Source organism: Ralstonia sp. TCR112 (assembly GCF_007997035.1).
In the GTDB taxonomy this organism is placed as follows: domain Bacteria; phylum Pseudomonadota; class Gammaproteobacteria; order Burkholderiales; family Burkholderiaceae; genus Ralstonia; species Ralstonia edaphi.
In genome coordinates, this window is sequence record NZ_VOSS01000003.1 from 18,853 (window position 1) to 41,175 (window position 22,323).

At 63.1% G+C, this 22,323-nt stretch carries 20 protein-coding genes and 1 tRNA gene; 20 read left to right on the forward strand and 1 reads right to left on the reverse strand.

Annotated features, from left to right (window positions below; all coding sequences use genetic code 11):
• The first annotated feature begins 88 nt into the window (after positions 1-88).
• The 17 genes from ndk (at position 89) to FUT88_RS01340 (ending at position 17,645) form a co-directional block, all read left to right on the forward strand.
• A complete protein-coding gene (gene ndk / locus FUT88_RS01260; RefSeq protein ID WP_004626298.1) occupies positions 89-514 on the forward strand; it encodes a nucleoside-diphosphate kinase in 426 nt (141 codons plus the stop codon).
• Positions 515-556: 42 nt separating this feature from the next.
• Positions 557-1,708, forward strand: coding sequence for a 23S rRNA (adenine(2503)-C(2))-methyltransferase RlmN (gene rlmN / locus FUT88_RS01265; RefSeq protein ID WP_102067006.1), 1,152 nt, complete (start codon positions 557-559; stop codon positions 1,706-1,708).
• A complete protein-coding gene (gene pilW / locus FUT88_RS01270) occupies positions 1,705-2,502 on the forward strand; it encodes a type IV pilus biogenesis/stability protein PilW (protein WP_147213481.1) in 798 nt (265 codons plus the stop codon). The genes rlmN and pilW overlap by 4 nt, the downstream gene beginning before the upstream one ends.
• Positions 2,495-3,577 carry a helix-turn-helix domain-containing protein gene (locus FUT88_RS01275; protein ID WP_147213482.1) on the forward strand — a complete coding sequence of 361 codons (1,083 nt, stop codon included), beginning with the start codon at positions 2,495-2,497 and terminating at the stop codon, positions 3,575-3,577. Before pilW ends, FUT88_RS01275 begins: the two co-directional genes overlap by 8 nt.
• A gap of 49 nt (positions 3,578-3,626) precedes the next feature.
• Positions 3,627-4,913 (forward strand): flavodoxin-dependent (E)-4-hydroxy-3-methylbut-2-enyl-diphosphate synthase, encoded by a 1,287-nt coding sequence (gene ispG, locus FUT88_RS01280; RefSeq protein ID WP_147213483.1) that lies wholly within the window; start codon positions 3,627-3,629, stop codon positions 4,911-4,913.
• Between the two features lie 98 nt (positions 4,914-5,011).
• On the forward strand, positions 5,012-6,334 hold the full coding sequence (gene hisS, locus FUT88_RS01285; protein ID WP_147213484.1) for a histidine--tRNA ligase: 1,323 nt from the start codon (positions 5,012-5,014) through the stop codon (positions 6,332-6,334).
• A 64-nt stretch (positions 6,335-6,398) separates the two neighbouring features.
• Positions 6,399-7,034 (forward strand): YfgM family protein, encoded by a 636-nt coding sequence (locus FUT88_RS01290; RefSeq protein ID WP_147213485.1) that lies wholly within the window; start codon positions 6,399-6,401, stop codon positions 7,032-7,034.
• A gap of 48 nt (positions 7,035-7,082) precedes the next feature.
• The gene (gene bamB, locus FUT88_RS01295) at positions 7,083-8,261 is read left to right on the forward strand and encodes an outer membrane protein assembly factor BamB (protein ID WP_147213486.1); all 1,179 of its coding nucleotides are present in this window, start codon (positions 7,083-7,085) and stop codon (positions 8,259-8,261) included.
• A 194-nt stretch (positions 8,262-8,455) separates the two neighbouring features.
• Entirely contained in the window at positions 8,456-9,799 is a 1,344-nt protein-coding gene (der, locus tag FUT88_RS01300) for a ribosome biogenesis GTPase Der (protein WP_027677626.1), read from the forward strand.
• Between the two features lie 301 nt (positions 9,800-10,100).
• The gene (hfq, locus tag FUT88_RS01305; RefSeq protein WP_004626316.1) at positions 10,101-10,340 is read left to right on the forward strand and encodes an RNA chaperone Hfq; all 240 of its coding nucleotides are present in this window, start codon (positions 10,101-10,103) and stop codon (positions 10,338-10,340) included.
• A gap of 73 nt (positions 10,341-10,413) precedes the next feature.
• Positions 10,414-11,667, forward strand: a complete 1,254-nt coding sequence (gene hflX, locus FUT88_RS01310; RefSeq protein ID WP_147213487.1) for a GTPase HflX — start codon at positions 10,414-10,416, stop codon at positions 11,665-11,667.
• Positions 11,668-11,722: 55 nt separating this feature from the next.
• Positions 11,723-13,099, forward strand: coding sequence for an FtsH protease activity modulator HflK (hflK, locus tag FUT88_RS01315; RefSeq protein ID WP_147213488.1), 1,377 nt, complete (start codon positions 11,723-11,725; stop codon positions 13,097-13,099).
• A gap of 12 nt (positions 13,100-13,111) precedes the next feature.
• Positions 13,112-14,026 (forward strand): protease modulator HflC, encoded by a 915-nt coding sequence (gene hflC / locus FUT88_RS01320; protein ID WP_147213489.1) that lies wholly within the window; start codon positions 13,112-13,114, stop codon positions 14,024-14,026.
• Between the two features lie 76 nt (positions 14,027-14,102).
• Positions 14,103-14,303, forward strand: a complete 201-nt coding sequence (locus FUT88_RS01325) for a DUF2065 domain-containing protein (RefSeq protein ID WP_147213490.1) — start codon at positions 14,103-14,105, stop codon at positions 14,301-14,303.
• A 54-nt stretch (positions 14,304-14,357) separates the two neighbouring features.
• Positions 14,358-15,521, forward strand: coding sequence for an ATP phosphoribosyltransferase regulatory subunit (locus tag FUT88_RS01330; RefSeq protein WP_147213491.1), 1,164 nt, complete (start codon positions 14,358-14,360; stop codon positions 15,519-15,521).
• A gap of 95 nt (positions 15,522-15,616) precedes the next feature.
• Positions 15,617-16,957 carry an adenylosuccinate synthase gene (locus FUT88_RS01335; protein WP_147213492.1) on the forward strand — a complete coding sequence of 447 codons (1,341 nt, stop codon included), beginning with the start codon at positions 15,617-15,619 and terminating at the stop codon, positions 16,955-16,957.
• A gap of 115 nt (positions 16,958-17,072) precedes the next feature.
• Entirely contained in the window at positions 17,073-17,645 is a 573-nt protein-coding gene (locus FUT88_RS01340) for a phosphoribosyltransferase (protein WP_147213493.1), read from the forward strand.
• A gap of 371 nt (positions 17,646-18,016) precedes the next feature.
• On the opposite strand, the gene FUT88_RS01345 is transcribed toward FUT88_RS01340, so the two are convergent.
• A tRNA-Leu gene (locus FUT88_RS01345) sits at positions 18,017-18,101 on the reverse strand.
• A gap of 70 nt (positions 18,102-18,171) precedes the next feature.
• On the opposite strand from FUT88_RS01345, the gene rnr reads away from it, so the two are divergent.
• Genes rnr through FUT88_RS01360 form a run of 3 tightly spaced genes read left to right on the forward strand, consistent with a single transcriptional unit; the run spans position 18,172 to position 22,315 of the window.
• Positions 18,172-20,940: a ribonuclease R gene (gene rnr / locus FUT88_RS01350; protein ID WP_261796844.1), complete on the forward strand. Its 2,769-nt coding sequence runs from the start codon at positions 18,172-18,174 to the stop codon at positions 20,938-20,940.
• Positions 20,883-21,566 (forward strand): 23S rRNA (guanosine(2251)-2'-O)-methyltransferase RlmB, encoded by a 684-nt coding sequence (gene rlmB / locus FUT88_RS01355; protein ID WP_261796867.1) that lies wholly within the window; start codon positions 20,883-20,885, stop codon positions 21,564-21,566. Before rnr ends, rlmB begins: the two co-directional genes overlap by 58 nt.
• Positions 21,566-22,315, forward strand: coding sequence for an SIR2 family NAD-dependent protein deacylase (locus FUT88_RS01360; RefSeq protein ID WP_147213495.1), 750 nt, complete (start codon positions 21,566-21,568; stop codon positions 22,313-22,315). Before rlmB ends, FUT88_RS01360 begins: the two co-directional genes overlap by 1 nt.
• The last annotated feature ends 8 nt before the right edge of the window (positions 22,316-22,323 follow it).

Here is a 22,323-nt window from a genome sequence, read left to right on the forward strand (position 1 = left end):
GCACCGGTTGACATCCAATCCAGTGCCCTCCCGTGTTAGAATCTAACGTTTATCTTTCACGTAACACCTTCATTTTTTGGAGTTTTTGATGGCGCTCGAACGCACTTTGTCGATTATCAAACCGGATGCCGTGGCCAAGAATGTCATCGGCCAGATCTACGCCCGCTTCGAAGGTGCAGGCCTGAAGATCGTCGCAGCCAAGATGATCCACCTGTCGCGCGCAGAAGCCGAGCAGTTCTACGCCGTGCACAAGGAGCGCCCGTTCTTCAAGGATCTGGTGGACTTCATGATCTCGGGCCCGGTGATGGTCCAGGCGCTGGAAGGCGAAAACGCAATCGCCAAGAACCGTGATCTGATGGGTGCAACCGACCCGAAGAAGGCAGAGAAGGGCACGATCCGCGCCGACTTCGCTGACAGCATCGACGCCAACGCCGTGCACGGCTCGGACGCTGCTGAAACGGCTGCCGTGGAAGTCGCATTCTTCTTCCCGGGCCTGAACATTTACAGCCGCTAAGCGTCAACACTAGACTGGGATTGTGGTTTCGGGTTGCAAGTCATGAGCGATGTGGTGAATCTCCTCGATTTCGACGCACAGGGCCTTCTCGCGTATTGCGAGAGCCTGGGTGAGAAGTCGTTTCGCGCCAAGCAGTTGCAGCGCTGGATTCACCAGTCGGGGGCATCCGATTTTGGCGAGATGACCGATCTCGCCAAGTCGCTGCGCGAAAAGCTTGCGACCCGCGCAAACATCCAGGCACCGGCGGTCATTACCGACCACCTTTCGTCGGACGGCACGCGCAAGTGGCTGGTCGACGTGGGGCAGGGGAATGCCGTCGAGACGGTCTACATCCCCGAAGAGACGCGCGGCACGTTGTGTGTGTCGTCTCAGGCGGGATGTGCCGTCAACTGCCGGTTCTGCTCGACCGGCAAGCAAGGGTTCTCGCGCAATTTGAGCACCGGCGAGATCATTGGCCAACTGTGGATGGCCGAATTCGCCATGCGCAAGCAGCTCGGTCGCGGGCCGAAGGACGACCGCGTCATCACCAACGTGGTGATGATGGGTATGGGCGAGCCGCTCCTGAATTACGACGCCGTGGTGCCCGCTCTGTCGCTGATGCTGGACGACAACGCGTATGGCCTTTCGCGCCGTCGCGTAACGGTATCCACCTCAGGCGTGGTGCCGATGATGGACCGCCTCGCGCGCGACGTGCCCGTGGCGCTCGCTGTATCGCTGCACGCGTCCAACGATGCGCTGCGCGACGTGCTCGTGCCGCTCAACAAGAAGTACCCGCTGGCCGAATTGATGGCTGCCTGCCGCCGCTATCTGGAGTTCGCGCCGCGCGATTTCATCACCTTTGAATACTGCATGCTGGATGGTGTCAACGATACCGTCGAGCATGCCCGTGAACTGCTGCGCGTCGTGGCCGACGTGCCGTGCAAGTTCAATCTGATCCCGTTCAACCCGTTCCCGGAGTCGGGGTTGAAGCGCTCGAACAATGAGCAGATCCGCCGCTTCTCGCAAGTGCTGCTGGATGCTGGCATTGTTACCACCATCCGCAAAACGCGAGGCGACGACATCGATGCGGCTTGCGGGCAGCTCGCCGGCGAGGTCAAGGACCGCACACGCCTTGCCGAGCGCGGCAAGTTTGGCAAGATCGTCGAGATCCCCGTGGTCGGGGCCGACTCCACTCACCGCATGGGTACCGCATGAAGCGTTGGTCGACTGCTGTCAGTCTGGTCTTCACGCTGGCAGCCGCCGGGTGCGCATTGTCGCCGCCGGTCCAGACACAGACACGAGAAGTCACGACCGCCCCCGATCAAAAGGCTGACGCCGGTCGTCGGGCTGCAATCCGATTACAGCTCGCGACGCAATACTTGGAAGCCGGCCAGAATGCGACAGCGCTTGAGGAAATCAAGAACGCCATCGCAATCGATCCAAACGTGCCGAATGCGTATCACATCCGCGCGCTGGCTTACATGAACCTCGGCCAACGTGAGCAGGCTGACGAGAGTTTCCGCAGCGCTCTGGCCGCGACACCGCAAGATGGTGACCTGCTGAACAATTACGGCTGGTTCCTCTGCTCGCAAGGTGGCAAGCCGGATGAGGGTATGGCGATGCTGCGCCAGGCCATCGAGGCCCCGGCCGCCGGCAGCCCAGCCAAGCCATGGACGAATCTGGGTGTCTGCCAGATGCGTCAGGGCGATCTGGATGGCGCGGAGAAGAGTCTGACGCGTGCCACCTACATCGACGCAAACAATCCGCTGACCAACCTGACATTGGCGCAGCTGTATTACAAACGCCGCGAATATTCGCGTGCCATGCCGTTTATCGAACGTGTGAACGGCCGGGGCAACCCGACGGCCGAAAGCCTGTGGCTAGGCGCTCGCATCGCACGCCGCCTCGGCGACACTTCACAGCAGAACGCATGGAGCGCGCAATTGCAGCGCCGCTTCCCCAATGCGCCCGAAGAGGCAGCATTCGAACGAGGAGCCTGGGATGACTGACCGCGACGTGGCAAGCGCTGCCGATTTCTCTCACGGCACAGCGCCTGCCTCGAATTCGTCAGCCGCATCGTCGCCGGAGCGCGACGATGCGCTGCGCGAGATTTCCGAACGCCTGCGTGCCGGCCGTGAGCGTCAGCGTCTGACGGTTGACGATCTGGCGACGCGCCTGAAGGTGGCGCCGGGCAAATTATTGGCGGTGGAATCGGCGGATGTCAGCGCGTTGCCTGACATGACGTTCACGAAGGGCCTCATCCGCGCCTATGCGCGGGCGCTGCAGGTCGATGTCGATGACCAGCTTGCGCGCCTGAACGCGCGTGCGCCGGTGACCAACATCGGCTTGCGTCCGGAGGGCGGGCTGGGTGAATCGTTCTCCGACAAGCCCAGCTTTGCAAAGCGTCGCGGCGGCAATGGCCGCTGGCTGATTGGCGTGCTGGTTGCTGTCATTGTGGCGGCCGGCGCGCTGGCCGGTATGGACCGTCTGAAGCAATGGTTCGCCACACAAACCGCAGCCACGCAGAACGCCGAATCCACTGCGAAGGAGGCGCCGACTGCGGAGCAAACCGCGCCCACGCAAGCGTCTCCTGTACCAGAGCAGGCTCCGGCGGAAACGTCGGCCGCTTCGATGCCAACACCGTTGACGCCTGTCACGCCGGCCGCTCCGACCTCGGGCGTGGTGACCGCGCCGTTGGCGCCGCCGCCTACGCTGCCGCGTTCGGACAACGGTGCTTCTCCGGCGCCCGCTGTAGCGGCTGCCAGTGCGAAGCCGGCTGTCCTCAATGTCGATGCTCCTGTCGCCTCTGCGTCGACAGAAGTCGCTAAGCCGGCTGAATCGGGCGCGGGCACGGTATCGGTGCGTTTCTCCGGTTCGTCCTGGTACGAAATCAAGGACAAGACCGGCAAGACGCTCGCCAGCGGCATCTCCAAGGAAGGCGACGCGCGCGATCTGAACGGCACACCTCCTTTCAAGGTTGTCTTCGGTAATGCGGAAGCCGTTGCATCGCTGGCCGTCGGTGGCGCACCTGTCGACCTTCAGAAGTACGCCCGCAACCGCGTGGCACGGGCTACGTTGCCCTGAACCGTTTTGTAAGTGGCGCGCGCCTGTAGGCGGCGCGCCTTGTCTGATCATGGAAATCTCCACGCCTCTCGATTGCGCTCCAGCCTTGGTGGGTCCGCTGCCGCGCCGGAACTCGCGCGCCGCGGAAATCCGCTGGGGTGACCGTGTCGTGCACGTTGGCGGCGACGCGCCAGTCTGTGTGCAGTCGATGACGAATACCGACACGTCGGACGCCATCGGCACCGCAATCCAGGTGAAGGAATTGGCGCGGGCGGGCTCGGAGTTGGTGCGTATCACAGTGGATACGCCCGCCGCCGCCGCAGCGGTGCCGGCCATCCGCGAGCAGCTCGACCGAATGGGCGTGGATGTACCGCTGGTCGGCGATTTTCATTACAACGGCCACAAGCTGCTGCAGGACTATCCGGAGTGCGCGCAGGCGCTGTCCAAGTACCGGATCAACCCCGGCAACGTCGGGCAGGGCGCCAAGCGGGACACGCAGTTCGCGCAGATGATCGAAATCGCCTGCCGCTACGACAAGCCGGTGCGTATCGGTGTGAACTGGGGCAGTCTCGATCAGGATTTGCTGGCGCGCATCATGGACGAGAATGCGCAACGCGCAACGCCGTGGGACGCTCGCGCCGTGATGGTGGAGGCGCTCATTACCTCCGCGATCCAGTCCGCGCAGAAGGCTGAAGAATTGGGCTTGCCGGGCAGCCAGATCATTTTGTCGTGCAAGGTCTCGGCGGTGCAGGACCTGATTGCTGTGTATCGCGAACTGGCGCGTCGCTGCAACTATGCGCTGCATCTGGGCCTGACGGAGGCCGGCATGGGAAGCAAGGGCATCGTCGCTTCCACGGCAGCGCTGTCGGTGTTGCTGCAAGAAGGTATCGGCGACACGATCCGCATTTCGCTGACGCCCGAGCCGGGCGCGCCGCGCGAGAAGGAAGTCATCGTTGCGCAGGAGATTCTGCAGACCATGGGTCTGCGCAATTTCACGCCGATGGTCATTGCGTGCCCTGGTTGCGGACGCACGACGAGCACGGTGTTTCAGGAACTCGCCGCGCGCATCCAGTCGTACTTGCGTGAGCAGATGCCGAAGTGGAAGACGCAGTACCCCGGCGTTGAAGAGATGAATGTGGCCGTGATGGGCTGCATCGTCAACGGCCCCGGGGAGAGCAAGCACGCCAACATTGGCATCTCGCTCCCGGGCACGGGTGAGTCGCCAGCGGCGCCGGTATTTGTTGACGGCGTGAAGGTTAAAACGCTGCGCGGCGAACGCATTACAGAAGAATTCCAGACGATCGTCGACGAATACGTGCGGACGCATTACGGCGCACAGGCCTCGGCGACAGTCTAAAAACGGCATCAGGCTTCGGGACTCGAAGTCGAAGCAGGAAACGACCGGCCGGCCCCGCATGGAGCCAAATGCGAGAGGCCGGTTTTTAACGTGACATCATGAGCGATACACAAAAACAACGCGTGCAGAAGATCGCCGGCGTCAAAGGCATGAACGACTTGTTGCCCAGCGACGCCCCGCTGTGGGAGCACTTTGACAACGCCGTGCGCAGCATGCTGCGCGCCTATGGCTACCAGCAGATCCGCACGCCGATCGTTGAGCAGACGCAATTGTTTGTGCGTGGCATCGGCGAGGTGACGGACATCGTCGAGAAGGAGATGTACACCTTCACCGATGCGTTGAACGGCGAACAACTCACCATGCGCCCGGAGGGCACCGCTGCCGCCGTGCGCGCCGTGATCGAGCACAACCTGCTGTACGACGGCCCGAAGCGCCTGTGGTACACCGGCCCGATGTTCCGCCACGAGCGTCCGCAGCGTGGTCGCTATCGCCAGTTCCATCAGGTCGGCGTGGAAGCGCTCGGCTTTGCCGGTCCTGACATCGACGCCGAAGTCATCCTGATGTGCCAGCGACTGTGGGATGACCTCGGCCTTGTCGGCCTGAAGCTGGAGTTGAACTCGCTCGGTCAGGCGGAAGAGCGCGCTGCGCACCGTGCCGATCTCATCAAATATCTGGAAGGTTTCCAGGACATTCTGGATGAGGACGGCAAGCGCCGCTTGTACACCAACCCGCTGCGTGTGCTCGACACCAAGAACCCGGCGCTGCAGGACATGGCCGCCGGCGCGCCGAAGCTCATCGACTACCTGGGCGACGAATCGCGCGCGCACTTTGAGGGTGTGCAGAAGCTGCTCAAGGCGAACAATATTCCGTTCACGATCAACCCGCGCCTGGTGCGCGGCCTGGATTACTACAACCTCACCGTCTTTGAGTGGACGACCGACAAGCTGGGCGCCCAAGGCACCGTGGCGGGCGGCGGTCGTTACGACCCGCTGATCGAGCAGATCGGCGGCAAGCCGGCCCCGGCGTGCGGCTGGGCGATGGGCGTGGAGCGCATCATCGAACTGCTGCGCGAGGAAAAGCTCGAGCCCGAAGCGCAAGGTTGCGACGTCTACATCGTCCACCAGGGCGATGAGGCGCAGGTGCAGGCATTGGTCGCCGCCGAGCGGCTCCGCGACGCCGGCCTCGACGTCATCCTTCACGCCTCGCCGGAAGGCCGCAACGGTAGTTTCAAGTCGCAGTTCAAGCGTGCTGACGCAAGTGGCGCATCCTATGCGGTTATCATTGGCGACGATGAAGTCACCCAAGGTGTTGCTCAGATCAAGCCGCTGCGTGGTGATCCGACCGCGGATGCCCAGCAGACGGTGCCGTCGGACCAACTGGTCGACCGCCTGATCGACGCCATGGTGGCTAACAACGACTGACCGCGGCAGCGCGTTCACCAGCGAACCACCGCGATTCACTTCCAATATTCAAGCTCTGCAAAGCATGGCCTACGACCTCGAAGAACAGGAACAGATAGAGAGCCTCAAGCACTGGTGGCGTGATAACGGCAACGTGATCACGTGGATTGCCATCGTGGTGCTGCTGGCCGTGGCCGGTTGGTTTGGCTGGAAGAACTGGCAGCGCAAGCAAGCGGGCGAAGCGTCCGTGCTGTACGAGCAGGTACAGAAGGCGGTTGATGGCAAGGACGCTGAAAAGATCAAGCGTGCCGCCACTGACATGGAAGACAAGTTCGGCGGCACGGCTTATGCGCAGATGACTGCTTTGGCCACGGCCAAGGCGCTGTACGAAGCCAACGATGCGGCGGGCGCCAAGGCGCAGCTGCAATGGGCGGTCGACCATGCGCGCGACGATGAATACAAGGCGCTCGCCAAGCTGCGCCTAGCTGGACTTCTGCTCGACGAGAAAGCCTACGATCAGGGCATCGCGCTAGTCTCCGGCGACGTTGCTCCGGCCTTCGCCGGCTTGTACGCCGATCGTCGCGGCGATCTGCTGGCCGCGCAGAACAAGAACGAAGACGCCCGCGCTGCCTACAAGCTGGCGTTGGAGAAGTTCGGTCCGGCTGACGCTTCGGCGCGCCAGATCGTGCAGTTCAAGCTGGATGCCCTGGGCGGCGCCTGATTGGTGCACCCTGTGCAATTCAACGCATAACAAAAGGATCCCGATTTCATGATTCACGCACTTGAGCAGGGTGGTGTCGCGCGCGGTGTTGCCAAGGCGGCACGCGTGGCAGTGCTGGCACTGGCAGCGACGGCTGTCCTTGGCGGTTGCTCGCTGTTCAGCAGCAAGAACAAGCATGAGCCGGCCAAGCTGAAGGACGTTCAGCAAGTGTTGGCCGTGCGCCAGGTGTGGAGCGTGAGCGTCGGCAAGAGCGGCCGCTACGTGATGCAGCCGACGGTGGCAGGCAACAACGTTTACGTGTCGGCCGCCGGCGGTACTGTGACCGCCCTGGATGGCGCTACTGGCCGCACCGTCTGGCAAGGCAAGGCGGATGTGGACCTGACGTCCGGCCCGGGCAGCGATGGCACGCTGACGGCGGTGGCAGGTGAGAAGGGCGCAGTCGTGGCCTTCGACGAAAAGGGCGCGCAGAAATGGAAGGTTGCCGTCAACGGTGAAGTCCTGACGGCGCCGCTGGTCGGTCAGGGGCTGGTGATCGTCCGCACGACGGATGGCCGCGTCCTGGGTCTGGACCCCGCCAACGGCGAACGCAAGTGGATCTATCAGCGTTCTCCGTCGGCGCTGAACCTGCGCAGCAGTCTGCCGATGATTTTTGCCGGCGATAACATCATCCTTGGTTTTGCCGGTGGCAAACTGGGTGCGTTGTCGGCCAGCAATGGCGCACTGCGCTGGGAGGCGGCCGTGTCGTATCCGCGTGGCGTATCGGAGATTGAGCGTCTGAACGATGTGACCGGCGCACCGTCGATCAACGGCTCTCAAGTCTGTGCGGCCAGCTTCCAGGGTCGCGTGGCGTGTTTTGATATCAGCACCGGTGCACCGCGTTGGGGCCGCGATTTCTCGTCGCCGACCGGTGTGACGCAAGATGAGGACGGGCTGTTCGCCGCCGACGAGAAGTCGATCGTCTACGGCTTTAATGCACAGAATGGCGCCGACCTGTGGAAGAACGACGCGCTGCTGTGGCGCGACCTCGGCACGCCGCTGGCCTTCGGCCGCGCGGTCATCGTCGGCGATTCCGAAGGTTGGCTGCATTTCCTGTCGCGTGACGACGGCAAGTTCGTCGCCCGCGTAAAAACCGACAGCAGCGCCATTGGCGCAGCCCCGGTGGTGGTCGGCCAGACGCTGGTTGTTCAGACCCGCGGCGGTGGCGTCTACGGCTATCTGCCAAAGTAACACTGGCCGCCTTGGCCCGAAGGGGCTGCGGCGGCACACGCATCACATCGGGGCGGCATCGCCGCCTTGACTTGCGCCCGCGTACTCCGCGGGCGTCTTGCATCTGTGTTATCAGGCATTCGGCCGTACAGATGCCAACCGCAGTTGCAGCAACCGGAATTTGCCGTGGCGCCATTCGCGTCCGGCACACAAGCATGAAACCAGTCATTGCCCTCGTAGGGCGGCCGAATGTCGGCAAATCGACCCTCTTCAATCGCCTGACGCGCTCGCGTGACGCCTTGGTCGCGGACATCCCTGGCCTGACGCGCGATCGCCACTACGGTGAAGGCCGCGTCGGCGACCGTCCGTTCATCGCCATCGATACCGGAGGCTTCGAACCCGTCGCCAAGGAAGGCATCGTTGCCGAGATGGCCAAGCAGACGCGCCAGGCCGTGGTCGAAGCCGACGTCGTCATCTTCATCGTCGACGGCCGGCTGGGGCTGGCGCCGCAGGATCGCGTGATCGCCGACTACCTGCGCAAGACCGGACGCCGCATCCTCCTTGCCGTCAACAAGGCGGAGGGCATGCGCTACACCGCCGTCGCCAGCGATTTCTACGAACTTGGCCTGGGTGATCCGGCTGCCATCTCGGCCGCCCACGGCGACGGGGTCAACGACCTTGTGGCCGAAGCCCTTGACCTGGCATTTGCCGAGCGCCCCGAGCTTGCCGAGGCAGCCGACGCGCACGATCACGGCACTCGCATCGCCATCGTCGGCCGTCCGAACGTGGGCAAGTCGACGCTGGTGAACGCGCTGATCGGCGAAGAGCGCGTGATCGCATTCGATATGCCGGGCACCACGCGCGATGCCATCTACGTGGATTTCGAGCGTAACGGCAAGCCTTACACGCTGATCGATACGGCAGGCTTGCGCAAGCGTGGCAAGGTGTTCGAGGCCATCGAGAAGTTCTCCGTCGTGAAGACGCTGCAGTCGATTGCGGACGCCAACGTGGTTGTGCTGATTCTCGACGCGCAGCAGGACATTTCCGACCAGGACGCGCATATCGCCGGCTTCATCGTCGAATCCGGCCGTGCGCTCGTGATCGGCGTGAACAAGTGGGATGGCCTGACGGGGCATGCTCGCGATCGCATCAAGCACGATATGGAGCGCAAGCTGCAGTTCCTGTCGTTCGCCAATGTGCATTACATCTCGGCCAAGGAGCGCACTGGCATTGGCGCGCTGATGAAGTCCGTGGACGCCGCCTATGCTGCCGCCATGGTCAAGCTGCCGACGCCCAAGCTCACGCGCGTGCTGATGGAAGCGGTTGAGTATCAGCAGCCGCGACGCGCAGGCGTCTCGCGCCCGAAGCTGCGCTACGCGCACCAGGGCGGTTCCAACCCGCCGATCGTGGTGATTCACGGCAATGCGCTGTCGAATATCCCCGAGACCTACCGCCGCTACCTGGAAGGGCGCTTCCGCGAGGCCTTCCAGCTGAAGGGCACGCCGCTGCGGATCGAATTTCGTACGAACAAAAACCCGTACGCCCAATCGAACGAATGAGCATCGCGCGGGCGGTGCTCTGCGGCGGGGGCGTGTGATGCTGGGGCATTCGAACGGGGGATCACCAAAAAGGCCGAGCCATTTCACATGGCGGGGTCATCGGTTTTCCGTTTGCTTTCCCTGATTTCTAAGGCTAAATTCTCGAGACATGGCGCTTGGTGTCTGCAAACCCCAGGCGCCATTGGCGTCATTTGGACGCGTCTGGCCGACTCTTTTGACGAACTTTTTTTCCGTCGCCTGCTTGAACCCGGGCTTCCTAGCCCCATAACCCACCACTAAACCTATAAATCTGGAGTGTGCCATGAGCAACAAAGGGCAATTGCTACAAGACCCGTTTCTGAATGCGCTGCGTAAGGAGCATGTGCCGGTGTCGATCTACCTCGTCAACGGTATCAAGCTGCAAGGCAACATCGAGTCGTTCGACCAATACGTTGTGCTCCTGCGTAATACCGTGACGCAGATGGTGTACAAGCATGCAATCTCCACCGTGGTGCCGGCTCGTGCCGTGAATTTCCGCGTGGACGAAGCGCCTGACGCCTGATTCTGCCTCGCTCCCGCCGCCCTCTGCGCGGCGGGACGCACCCACCCCGTTTCTCCCTTCTCTATTCCCCCGTTTGGCATCCCATCCCACCTCCAGCTCGGAGCCGACGCGCGCCATTTTGGTCGCCGTCGATTTCGGCAAGCATGATTTTCAGGAAAGTTTGAGCGAACTGGCCCTGCTGGCCTCGACGGCCGGTTCTGAGCCGGTGCGCGCCGTCACGGGCAAGCGTTCCAGGCCCGACGCCGCGCTGTTCATCGGCGCCGGCAAGGCGGAAGAGGTGAAGATCGCCGCAGACGAGGAGGATGCGGAAATCGTCATCTTCAACCACGCGCTGAGCCCGGCGCAGCAGCGTAACCTCGAGCGCTTTTTCGGTCGCCACGTGGTGGACCGGACCGGCCTCATCCTCGACATCTTCAGCCAGCGTGCGCAAAGCCACGTCGGCAAGGTGCAGGTGGAACTCGCACGCGTGCGCTATCAGGCGGCCCGTCTGGTCCGGGCGTGGAGTCACTTGGAGCGTCAGAAGGGCGGTGTCGGCCTGCGCGGCGGCCCCGGTGAACGTCAGCTCGAGCTGGATCGCCGGATGCTCGATGAGCGCGCCAAGCGTCTGTCGTCCGAGTTGGACAAACTGCAGCGTCAGCATGACACGCAGCGCCGTTCACGCAGCCGCAACGACGCTTTTTCTGTCTCGCTGGTCGGCTATACCAATGCCGGCAAATCGACGCTGTTCAATGCGCTGACGAAGGCGCGTGCGTATGCTGCCAACCAGCTGTTCGCCACGCTGGACACCACCTCGCGCCGGCTGTACCTCGAAGGGCTGGGCAATGTGGTGCTGTCGGATACGGTCGGTTTCATCCGCGATTTGCCGACGCAGCTGGTGGCGGCCTTCCGGGCCACGTTGGAAGAAACCGTGCACGCCGACGTGCTGCTGCATGTGGTGGACGCCGCCAGCACCGTCAAGCATGAACAGATGGAGCAGGTCGATCGGGTGTTGGATGAAATCAACGCCAGCGGCATCCCGCAGATTCTCGTGATGAACAAGATCGACGCGGCGGAGGAGCTGCGTGTGGCTGGCCCGCGCATCGAGCGCGACGAAACCGGCGCCGTACGGCGTGTGTTCGTTTCAGCCATCGAAGGCTCCGGGCTTGATCTGTTGCGCGAAGCGCTGGTCGAGACCGCGATTCGCCTGCGTGAGCACCCCGCGTCGCATGGCGGCGACTTCGATCCGCGCTTCGACACTCGCCGCGATTTGCCGCCGGAGCACCGTGACGAACTGTCGCAAAGCTTGCCGGGCAGCGGTTCTTCCGCCAAAGGTGACGAAGAGGGCTGATAGAATGGCCCGTTCCTTCTTCGCAGTCAGACAATCAGGACAAGCCCGACCGCTCATGCCCGAGATTTCGACCCAGTCTTCTTCCATGGCCTCGCCGCGTCCGGCGCGAGGTTTGTGGCACCGCTTGCGTGTGCTGCTTTCGCTGAACGATCCGCGCTGGGGTCGCGGCGATGACAACAATGCCGAGCGCGAAGACAAAGATGAGCCGAAGCGCCAAAGCAAGCCGCCTCAGGATGGTCCTCCGGACCTCGACGAGCTGTGGCGCGACTTCAATCGCCGTCTGAACAACCTGTTCGGCCGCAAGGACAGCGGTAACGGTAACGACGGCCCCACGCCGCTGCGTCCGGGTAACGGGCGTGGTGGCTCGGGGCTGGGCGTCGGCGTCCTGCTGGCGGTGCTGGTTGGCCTGTGGCTGGCGAGCGGTTTCTTCATCGTTCAGGAAGGCCAGACAGGCGTGATCCTGCAGTTCGGTCGCTTCAAGTATCTGGCAACGCCCGGTATCAACTGGCGCTTGCCGTACCCGATCGAGTCGCACGAAATCGTGAACCTGTCAGGCGTGCGCACGCTTGAAATCGGCCGTACGACGCAGATCAAGGACACGAACCTGAAGGACTCGTCGATGCTGACGCAGGACGAGAACATCGTCGACGTGCGTTTCTCGGTTCAGTACAACATTGCCAACCCGGTCGATTACCTGTTCTACAACCGTACGGACCGCGGCGGCGATGAAGAACTCGTGACGCAGGCGGCAGAGACTTCGGTGCGCGAGATCGTCGGCCGCAACAAGATGGATGCAGTGCTGTACGAGGGTCGCGATGCCGTTGGGCGCAATCTTGCCGAGTCGATTCAACGCATCTTGTCGGCATACAAAACCGGCATCCGAATCCTTAGCGTGAACGTACAGAGTGTGCAGCCGCCCGAGCAGGTGCAGGCGGCGTTCGACGACGTGACCAAGGCCGGTCAGGATCGCGAACGTGCCATTTCCGAAGGCCAGGCTTACGCCAACGACGTGGTGCCGCGCGCCAAGGGTACGGCCGCCCGTCTGGGTGAAGAGGCGCAAGGCTACAAGGCGCGGGTCATCGCACGTGCCGAAGGTGATGCGGCTCGCTTTGCCTCGGTGCAACGCGAATATGCGAAGGCGCCGCAGGTTACGCGCGACCGCATTTATCTGGAAACCATGCAGGACATTTACGCCAACTCGACCAAGGTCATGGTCGACCAGAGCAATGGCAGCCTGTTGTATTTGCCGCTGGACAAGCTGATCGCGCAAACGCAAGGCGACACGTCGCGTCCGGCCGCTGCGCCTGGTGCCTCAGCGCAGGACAGCGGTTCTGCGCAGAGCGTGCCGACTCCCTCCAATCCGTCACCGGCCAATGACGCAGATTCGCGCTCGCGCGAAGCACTGCGCAACCGTGACCGCGATTCGCGCTAACAGGAGGGCACTATGAATCGTCTGATTTCTGCCTTCGTGGCGCTGGTCATTGCCCTGGCGGTGTTCTCGTCGGTGGTGTTCGTGGTGGACCAGCGGCAGTACGCCGTGGTGTTTGCCTTTGGTGAAATCAAGCAGGTCATCAAGGAGCCTGGGCTGCACTTCAAGCTCCCGCCGCCGCTGCAGAACGTTGTGTTCATGGATAAGCGCCTGCAGACCATTGATGTCGCCGGCGCCGATCGTTTCATCACGGCGGAGAAGAAGAACCTGCTGGTCGACTGGTTCGTGAAGTGGCGCGTGTCGGATCCGCGTCTGTTCTACGTGAGCTTCAAAGGCGATAACCGCCTCGCGCAGGACAGCATGACGCAGAAGATCAACTCCATCGCCCGGGATGAATTTGCGCGCCGCACGGTTTCCGACGTGGTCTCGACAGATCGTGAAGCCGTGATGCAGAGCATCCTCAAGGGCGTGCAGGAGTACGGCAAGTCTGTCGGCGTGGACATCATCGACGTCCGTCTGAAGCGGGTGGATCTGCTCGCCAGCGTGACGGAATCGGTCTATCGCCGGATGGAAGCCGAGCGCAAGCGCGTGGCCAACGAGCTGCGTTCGACGGGGGCGGCAGAGGGTGAAAAGATCCGCGCCGATGCCGATCGTCAGCGCGAAGTCGTCCTGGCCGACGCCTACCGCGATGCGCAGAAAATCAAGGGTGAGGGTGATGCCCGCGCCGCTGACATTTACGCCGATGCGTTTGGCCGTGACCCGCAGTTCGCCGCGTTCTGGCGCTCCATGGAGGCGTACCGCGCATCGTTCCGCGATCGGAAGGACGTGATGGTTCTGCAGCCGAATAGCGATTTCTTCAAATACATGCGCAGCCCGAACGGCGGCAGCTCCCCGGCAGCACCGGCTGCCCAGACGGGGCGCCATCGCTAGTACAATGCGTCGCTGATCATTTGAGGCGGACAGACCCCGGCTTGCCGGGGTTTTGTTCGTTCGCCAACCGCATCCCATGGAAGAGTCACTCCCCACCGTTTTGCTGGCAGCGTGCGCGCTGGTGCTCGTGTTCGAGGGCATCCTGCCGTTCGTGGCGCCGCGGGCTTGGCGACGTGCCTTCCAGACGCTGAGCGATCTGCCAGACGAAAAGCTGCGCGTGATTGGCCTAGTGTCGATGGCGATCGGGCTGATTCTCCTGCGATTGCTGCATCGCTAGCGCCCAGCGTTTTTACGAATTTCTGCCGTACCAAGACTCCCGAGCGAGACCGCCATGCCGACCAATTGGCTGCTGCCTGAATCCATTGCTGACGTGCTGCCTTCCGAGGCGCGCAAGATAGAAGAGTTGCGTCGCCGCATGCTCGACCTGTTCCGCACCTACGGCTACGAACTGGTCATGCCGCCGATGCTGGAATACATCGAGTCGCTGCTCTCGGGCACGGGTCATGATCTGGACTTGAAGACCTTCAAGCTTGTCGACCAACTCTCTGGTCGAACCATCGGCTTGCGCGCCGACATCACGCCGCAAGTTGCCCGCATCGACGCCCACCTGCTGAACCGCGCTGGCGTGACGCGCCTGTGCTATGCAGGTTCGGTGTTGCACACGCGTCCGAGTGGATTTCACGTCACGCGCGAGCCTCTGCAAATCGGCGCTGAAATCTATGGCCACGCAGGCCTGGAAGCCGATCTGGAAATCCAGGAGTTGATGCTTGCTGCGCTGTCGGCCGCGGGTCTGGCCGATGTGCGTCTGGACCTTTGCCACGTTGGCGTGGTGGCCGCGTTGCTGGAGCAGTCGCCGGTTGCCGCGCGCATTCAGGACGATCTCTTTACCGCGCTGGCTGCCAAGGATGTCCCCGCTCTGCGCACCATCACGGCCGATCTGCCGCCGGCGCAGCGCGATGCCATCAATCTGCTGCCGGCGCTGTACGGCGGAGTCGATGTGCTCGCTCGTGCGCGTAAGCAGTTGCCCGCGCTGCCCGCCATCGGGCGTGCGCTGGACGACTTGGCAACGCTGGCCGAGCGCGCAGGTGGTGCGACCGTCAACATCGACCTTGCGGATCTGCGCGGCTATCACTACCACAGCGGAGTGATGTTCACTGCCTATGTCGCTGGTGTGCCGAATGCTGTGGCGCGCGGTGGCCGGTATGACAAGGTTGGTGAAGCTTTCGGCCGCGCTCGCCCGGCCACCGGCTTTTCCCTGGACCTACGCGAGGTTGCAGGCATTTCGCCAGTGGAAGCACGTGCCGCCGCCATTCATGCGCCGTGGTCGGGCGATGCCAAGCTACGCGAGGCGATCGCCGCGCTGCGCGCCGCGGGCGAAATCGTCATCCAGTCGCTGCCAGGCCACCCGGAAGATCTGGAGGAGTTTGCCTACGACCGCCAGCTCGTGGAAGAGAGCGGTCGCTGGATCGTCAAGCCCCGCAACGCTTCGATCTGAAGCTGTTGCATAACGTTGTGTAAATACCCGGTAATTTCAGGGAAGCCCCTGGCAACAAGGGTAGAATACGTTTTTAACCCATCTGCAAATTCAACATGTCCGCACCAGCAGTGAGCCAAGGACGCAATGTCGTCGTCATCGGCACCCAATGGGGTGACGAAGGTAAAGGGAAAATCGTCGATTGGCTGACCGATCATGCGCAAGGCGTGGTTCGTTTCCAGGGCGGACATAACGCAGGCCACACCCTCATCATCGGCGGCAAGAAGACGATTCTGCGTCTGATTCCGTCGGGCATCATGCGCGACGGCGTCGCGTGCTACATCGGCAACGGTGTCGTGCTGTCGCCTGAAGCCCTGTTCAAGGAAATCGACGAGCTGGAGTCGGCTGGTGTGCAGGTGCAGAACCGACTGCGCATTTCCGAAGCGACCAACCTGATCCTGCCTTACCACGTGGCCATCGACAAGGCGCGTGAAGCCAAGCGCGGCGCCGCCAAGATCGGAACCACAGGCCGCGGTATCGGCCCGGCGTACGAAGACAAGGTGGCCCGCCGCGCGCTGCGTGTGCAGGACCTGTTCGACCCGGCTTACTTTGCCGAGCGTCTGCGCGAGAACCTGGACTTCCACAACTTCGTCCTGACGCAGTACCTGAATCACCCGGCGCTCGATTTCCAGCAAACGCTGGACGAGATGCTGTCTTACGCCGACCGCCTCGCTCCGATGGTGACGGACGTGTCCGCCGAGCTGTTCGCCGCCAACGCCGCAGGCAAGAACCTGATGTTCGAAGGCGCGCAAGGCACGCTGCTCGATATCGACCACGGCACCTATCCGTTCGTCACGTCGAGCAACTGCGTGGCTGGCAATGCCGCTGCCGGTGCGGGCGTCGGCCCGGGTCAGTTGCATTACATCCTGGGTATCACCAAGGCCTATTGCACGCGCGTGGGTTCCGGCCCGTTCCCGAGCGAGCTCTATGATGCGGACAACCCCGCGCGCCAAGATCCCATCGGCGTGCGTCTGGCCAATGTCGGTAAGGAATTCGGGTCGGTCACGGGCCGCCCGCGCCGCACGGGTTGGCTGGATGCCGCCGCGCTGCGTCGCGCGATCCAGATCAACGGCGTGTCGGGCCTGTGCATGACCAAACTCGATGTTCTGGATGGCTTGGAAACGCTCAAGCTGTGCGTCGGTTACACGCTCGACGGCAAGCAAATCGACATCCTGCCGCGCGGCTCCGATGCCGTGGCGCGTTGCCAGCCGATCTACGAAGAATTCCCTGGCTGGAATACCTCGACCTTCGGCCTGAAGGAGTGGGACGCGTTGCCCGAAACCGCGCAGGCTTACCTGAAGCGCGTCGAAGAAGTGGCCGGTATTCCGATCGCCATGATCTCGACCGGCCCTGACCGCGACGAGACCATCCTGCTGCGTCATCCCTACAAGGACTGACGCGCTGCTCCCAGATTCGCCCGGTGCTTAGCCGGGCGAATTTGCATGGAGCGCCGTTTTCATAGAACACGATAGCGGCAACTGACGTCGCATTTACGATACGAAGAGGTACACCATGAACCAGCCGATCAACGACGACTCGCACCTGTGGGTCTCCTGGGACGACTACCACGGTCTGATTGAGCGCCTGGCGCTCATCGTGCATGAGTCGGGCTGGAAGTTTGACAAGATTCTGTGCCTGGCGCGTGGCGGCTTGCGTGTTGGCGATCAGCTTTCGCGCATCTACGACCTGCCGTTGGCCATCCTGGCGACCAGTAGCTATCGCGAGGCCGCTGGCACGCAGCAGGGCGATCTCGATATCGCGCAGTACATCACGATGACGCGTGGCGAGCTGTCGGGCCGCGTGTTGCTGGTGGACGATCTGGTCGATTCGGGCGTCACGCTGGAGCGTGTCGGGCGTCACCTGAAAGAGCGCTATCCGGCCGTGACGGACGTGCGCACCGCTGTGCTTTGGCACAAGGCATGCTCGAAGATCAAGCCGGATTATGCCGTGCAGTTTCTTGCGACCAATCCGTGGATCCATCAGCCGTTCGAGGAGTACGACACGCTGCGTCCCCACAATCTGGCAGCCTGGATCAAGCGCGGGAAGTCGCGTTCGGCCGGTAACGGCGAAACATCGGCGGCCTGACGCGTTGGTCGATTGCGTCGAGGTGTGAATGGAGTGGCGTGTGCGGCTTGCGTCGTGCGTGCCACTTCGGTAACCTGCTGTCACGGGCTGCAACATTGGCCCGAAACCCGCGTACGGATTGGCTTTGCAGGAACTGCCCAATGCGAGCTGCGCGGTTGATCGAAGCGTGGTGCGTCTTTGTGGGTGCACTAGGCTTCGAGCCCACCCAGTGCTGGGGCAGGTGAGGCCGGTGAGCCTGGCCGGGCCCTGGCGCGATAGCCAAGACACAATGCCCGTCGTCCTTCGCGGAATGTCGCGTCAGCTACTGAATAACGATAATCCGGTCGCGGAAAAGAAAAACGCGCAACTTGCGTTGCGCCGTTCCTAAACTCTGGTGCCCAGGAGAGGACTCGAACCTCCACGGAGTTACCCGCTAGTACCTGAAACTAGTGCGTCTACCAATTCCGCCACCTGGGCAGGTGTGCGTGTACCGAAGCTGTAATTATTACGGGATCCAGCGATCCTGTCAACACTCTAGAAGAAAAAATTGAATCAACCGACTTATCCGATCCCGAGCCGCGAGGAAATCCTCGGTGTGCTGCGCACGTCGGGATCTCCGCTGTCTGCCACCGACATTGCCAAGGCGCTGTCGGTCACGCGCAAGGAGCATGACGGCTTTATCAAGCGTCTGACCGCCATGGAGCGGGATGGTCAGATCGAACTCAACCGCAAAGGGCGCTACGAATTGGCGCACCAGCCCAATTTCATCGAAGGCCGCGTCATTGGCCATCGCGATGGCTTCGGCTTCTTCGTGCGCGACGACGGCGAGACCGATATCTTCCTGCCCGAGCGGGAGATGCAAAAGGCCATGCACGGCGACCGCGCCCTGGTGCGGGCCGTCGGCTACGATCGCCGTGGGCGTTCGGAGGGGCAGATCGTCGAGATCCTGCAGCGGGCCAACAAGCGTGTTATCGGCCGGTTGCTTTCTGAGAGCGGCACGCTGGTCGTGGCGCCCGAAGACAAGCGTCTGGGCCGCGACATCCTGATCGCACCGAAGGGGCAGGGCAAGGCCAAGGTCGGCCAGGTGGTGAGCGTGGAGATCCTGGAATATCCGGACCGCTACGTGCAGCCGATCGGCCGCGTGGTCGAAGTGCTGGGTGAGATCGACGACCCTGGCATGGAGATTGAAATCGCGGTGCGCAAGTACGGCGTGCCGCACGAGTTTTCCGAGCCGACGCAGCGCGAGGCAGAAGCGCTGCCCGACGTGGTGCGCGATGCCGATCTGGCGGGCCGCATCGATCTGCGCGATGTGCCGCTCGTCACCATCGACGGTGAAGATGCACGCGATTTTGACGACGCCGTCTACGCAGAGCCCGTCAAGATCGGTCGCACCAAGGGCTGGCGCCTGATCGTGGCGATTGCCGACGTGTCGCATTACGTGCGGCCCGGCCATCCGCTGGATGCAGACGCCATTGATCGTGCGACTTCGGTCTACTTCCCGCGCCGCGTGATTCCGATGCTGCCCGAGAAGCTCTCCAACGGTTTGTGCTCCCTGAACCCGGAAGTGGACCGTCTGTGCATGGTCTGCGATGCGGTGATCACGGCCAAGGGTGAGATCAAGGCTTATCAGTTCTATCCGGCGGTAATGCACTCGAAGGCGCGCCTGACCTACAACGAGGTCTGGGCGATCCTGTCGAACGTGAAGGGCCCGGAAGCGGCCAAGCGGGCGCCGCTGGTGCCGCATCTGCAGGATCTGTACGAGCTGTATCAGACGCTGCTCAAGGCGCGCCGCGAGCGTGGCGCGATCGACTTCGATACCACCGAGACGTACATCGTCTGCAACGCGCAGGGCAAGATCGAGCAGATCCTGCCGCGCACCCGCAACGACGCGCACCGGCTGATCGAAGAATGCATGCTGACGGCGAACGTCTGCGCGGCCGAGATGCTCGAGAAATACAAGCACCCAGCGCTGTACCGCGTTCATGCAGGCCCGACCGAAGAAAAGCTGCAGGCGCTGCGCGCATTCCTCAAAACCAGCGGCTTGACGCTGGGCGGCGGTGACAAGCCGCAGGCGGCCGATTACGCCGAACTGATGGAAAAGGTGGCCGCGCGCCCCGACGCGCCGATGCTGCAGACCATGCTGCTGCGCTCGATGCAGCAGGCGGTCTACAGCCCGGACAACATCGGCCACTTTGGGCTGGCGTATCCGGCGTATGCGCACTTCACCAGCCCGATCCGCCGCTACCCTGACTTGCTGGTGCATCGCTCCATCAAGGCGATCCTGAATCGCACGCGTTATGTGCCGGCGTTGGCGCCGGGCGTGCAGTTGAACAGTGCGCTATCGCCCAAGGCGCGTCGTCTGCAGGCCGAAGCCGAGAAGGGCGTGCCGGCTGCAGTCGTCAACAAGGCTAAGGTCGAAGCGATCTGGCATGAGCTTGGGGTGCATTGCTCCGCCAACGAACGCCGCGCCGACGAAGCCTCGCGCGACGTGGAAGCCTGGCTCAAGTGCTACTTCATGCGCGATAAGCTCGGCAACGAGTTCTCGGGCACCGTCAGCGCCGTCACCTCGTTTGGCATCTTCGTGCAGCTCGACGAGCTGTACGTGGAAGGCCTTGTGCACGTGACCGAGCTGGGCAGCGATTACTTCCAGTACGACGAAGCCCGCAACGAGCTGCGCGGCGAGCGCACGGGCATCCGTTATCGGTTGACCGACCGCGTGCGTGTGCAGTTGCTGCGCGTCGATCTGGATGCGCGGAAGATGGATTTCCGCCTGATCCAGGAGCCGTCGACCAAGGCGCTGCGTCCGGCCAAGGTGACGGGCGCGCCCGAAGCCACGGCCGCGCGTCAGCCTGCAGCGGCGCGCCCGCGCCGGCGGTTGGCCGCAAGAAGCCGCGCCAGCTGGCAGCATTGCTGGGCGGTACGGCCAAGCCGGAGGAGTCGTTCGACGAGACGCTGGATCGCGTCATCGAAGAGCAGCCGGTGTTCGAGCCGGGCGGCCGCGCACTGCCCCCGGGCCATCCTCACGCCAAACCTGCGCGCAAGAAGCAGGCGGCGCGAGGCACGAAACCCAAGGGTGGCGCCAAGACCGCTGCGCCGCGCAAGGCGGCGGGCAAGCCTGCGCGCAAGACCAAGGGGCGTTAAAGCCGTTAAAGCGGCCGGGGAGCGAGGGCAGACGGGTACAATCGCGCCATGTCTAAATCCAAGCTCCTCATCGGCTTTCATGCCGTTACCGCCCGACTGCGCCACGGCGCCAAGTCGATCGACGAAATCTACTTCGAGGCCAACCGCCGCGACCGCCGCATGCAGGATTTCCTGAAAGCGGCGGAAGCAGCGGGCGTGCGCCTCATTCCTGCTGACGCCGACCGTCTGCGCGGCATTGCCGGCACCGACCGCCACCAGGGCGTGGTTGCCAAGGCAGAGTCGCTGTCGCTGGCGCTCACTCTCGATGAGCTGCTCGACGGCATCGAAGGCACGCCGCTGCTGCTGGTGCTCGACGGTGTGACCGATCCGCATAACCTTGGTGCTTGTCTGCGCGTGGCGGATGCCGCAGGCGCGCACGCCGTGATCGCGCCCAAGGATCGCAGCGTTGGAATCAACACGACGGTCGCCAAGGTCGCGAGCGGTGCGGCCGAGACGGTTCCCTACATCACCGTGACCAACCTGGCGCGCACGCTGCGCGAGTTGCAGGAGCGCGGTGTGTGGGTGATCGGCACGGCTGACGAGGCCGAACAGAATCTCTACCAAGCGGACTTCAAGGGCCCCATCGCCATCGTGATGGGCGCCGAAGGCGAGGGCATGCGCCGCCTCACGCGTGAGACGTGCGACGCGCTGGTCAGCATTCCGATGGCTGGCAGCGTGGAAAGCCTGAATGTGTCGGTGGCGAGCGGCGTTTGCCTGTTCGAAGCGGTACGCCAACGCGCGGCGGCACCTGCCAAGAAGTAATGAGCATCGAACCCACAGCCGTATCCGATGCGGCTGCATTGGCCCAGGCCCACGCCTGGATCGAGGCCGCCCAGCACATCATGGTGCTGACAGGCGCGGGCGTCTCGGCTGAATCCGGTGTGCCGACGTTCCGTGATGCGCTGACTGGCCTGTGGTCGCGATTCAACCCGGAAGACATGGCCACCGAGGCCGCGTATCGCAAGCACCCGCGCATGGTGTGGGATTGGTATCAGGAGCGCCGCGAGCGCGTGCTGCAGGCGCAGCCGAACCCCGCTCATCTTGCGATTGCCGCGCTGGCCAAGCGCAAGACAGTGACGCTCGTCACGCAAAACGTCGATGGCTTGCACCAGCGCGCCGGCAGCGAAGGGGTGATCGAGCTGCACGGCAACCTGTTTGCGGACAAGTGGCTGGGTGGCTGCGGCAAATGCGATATCGCCACCGCCGAGCCGGGCAGGCCGCCGCGTTGTGCGACGTGTGGCGCGATGCTGCGCCCCGGCGTGGTGTGGTTTGGCGAGCAACTGCCGCTGGTGGCGAACTATCGCGCTGAAGAGGCGGCCAACACGTGTGACGTGTGCCTGGTGGTGGGCACGTCCGGCATGGTCTATCCGGCGGCCGGGTTGCCGGGATTGGCGAAGGACCACGGTGCCAAGGTGATCGTCGTGAATCCGGAACCGAGCGCCCTGGATGCAACGGCGGACTTGGTGATCCACCAGCCGGCGGGCGTGTGCCTGCCCGCCATGCTGGGATAAGGCCGGCT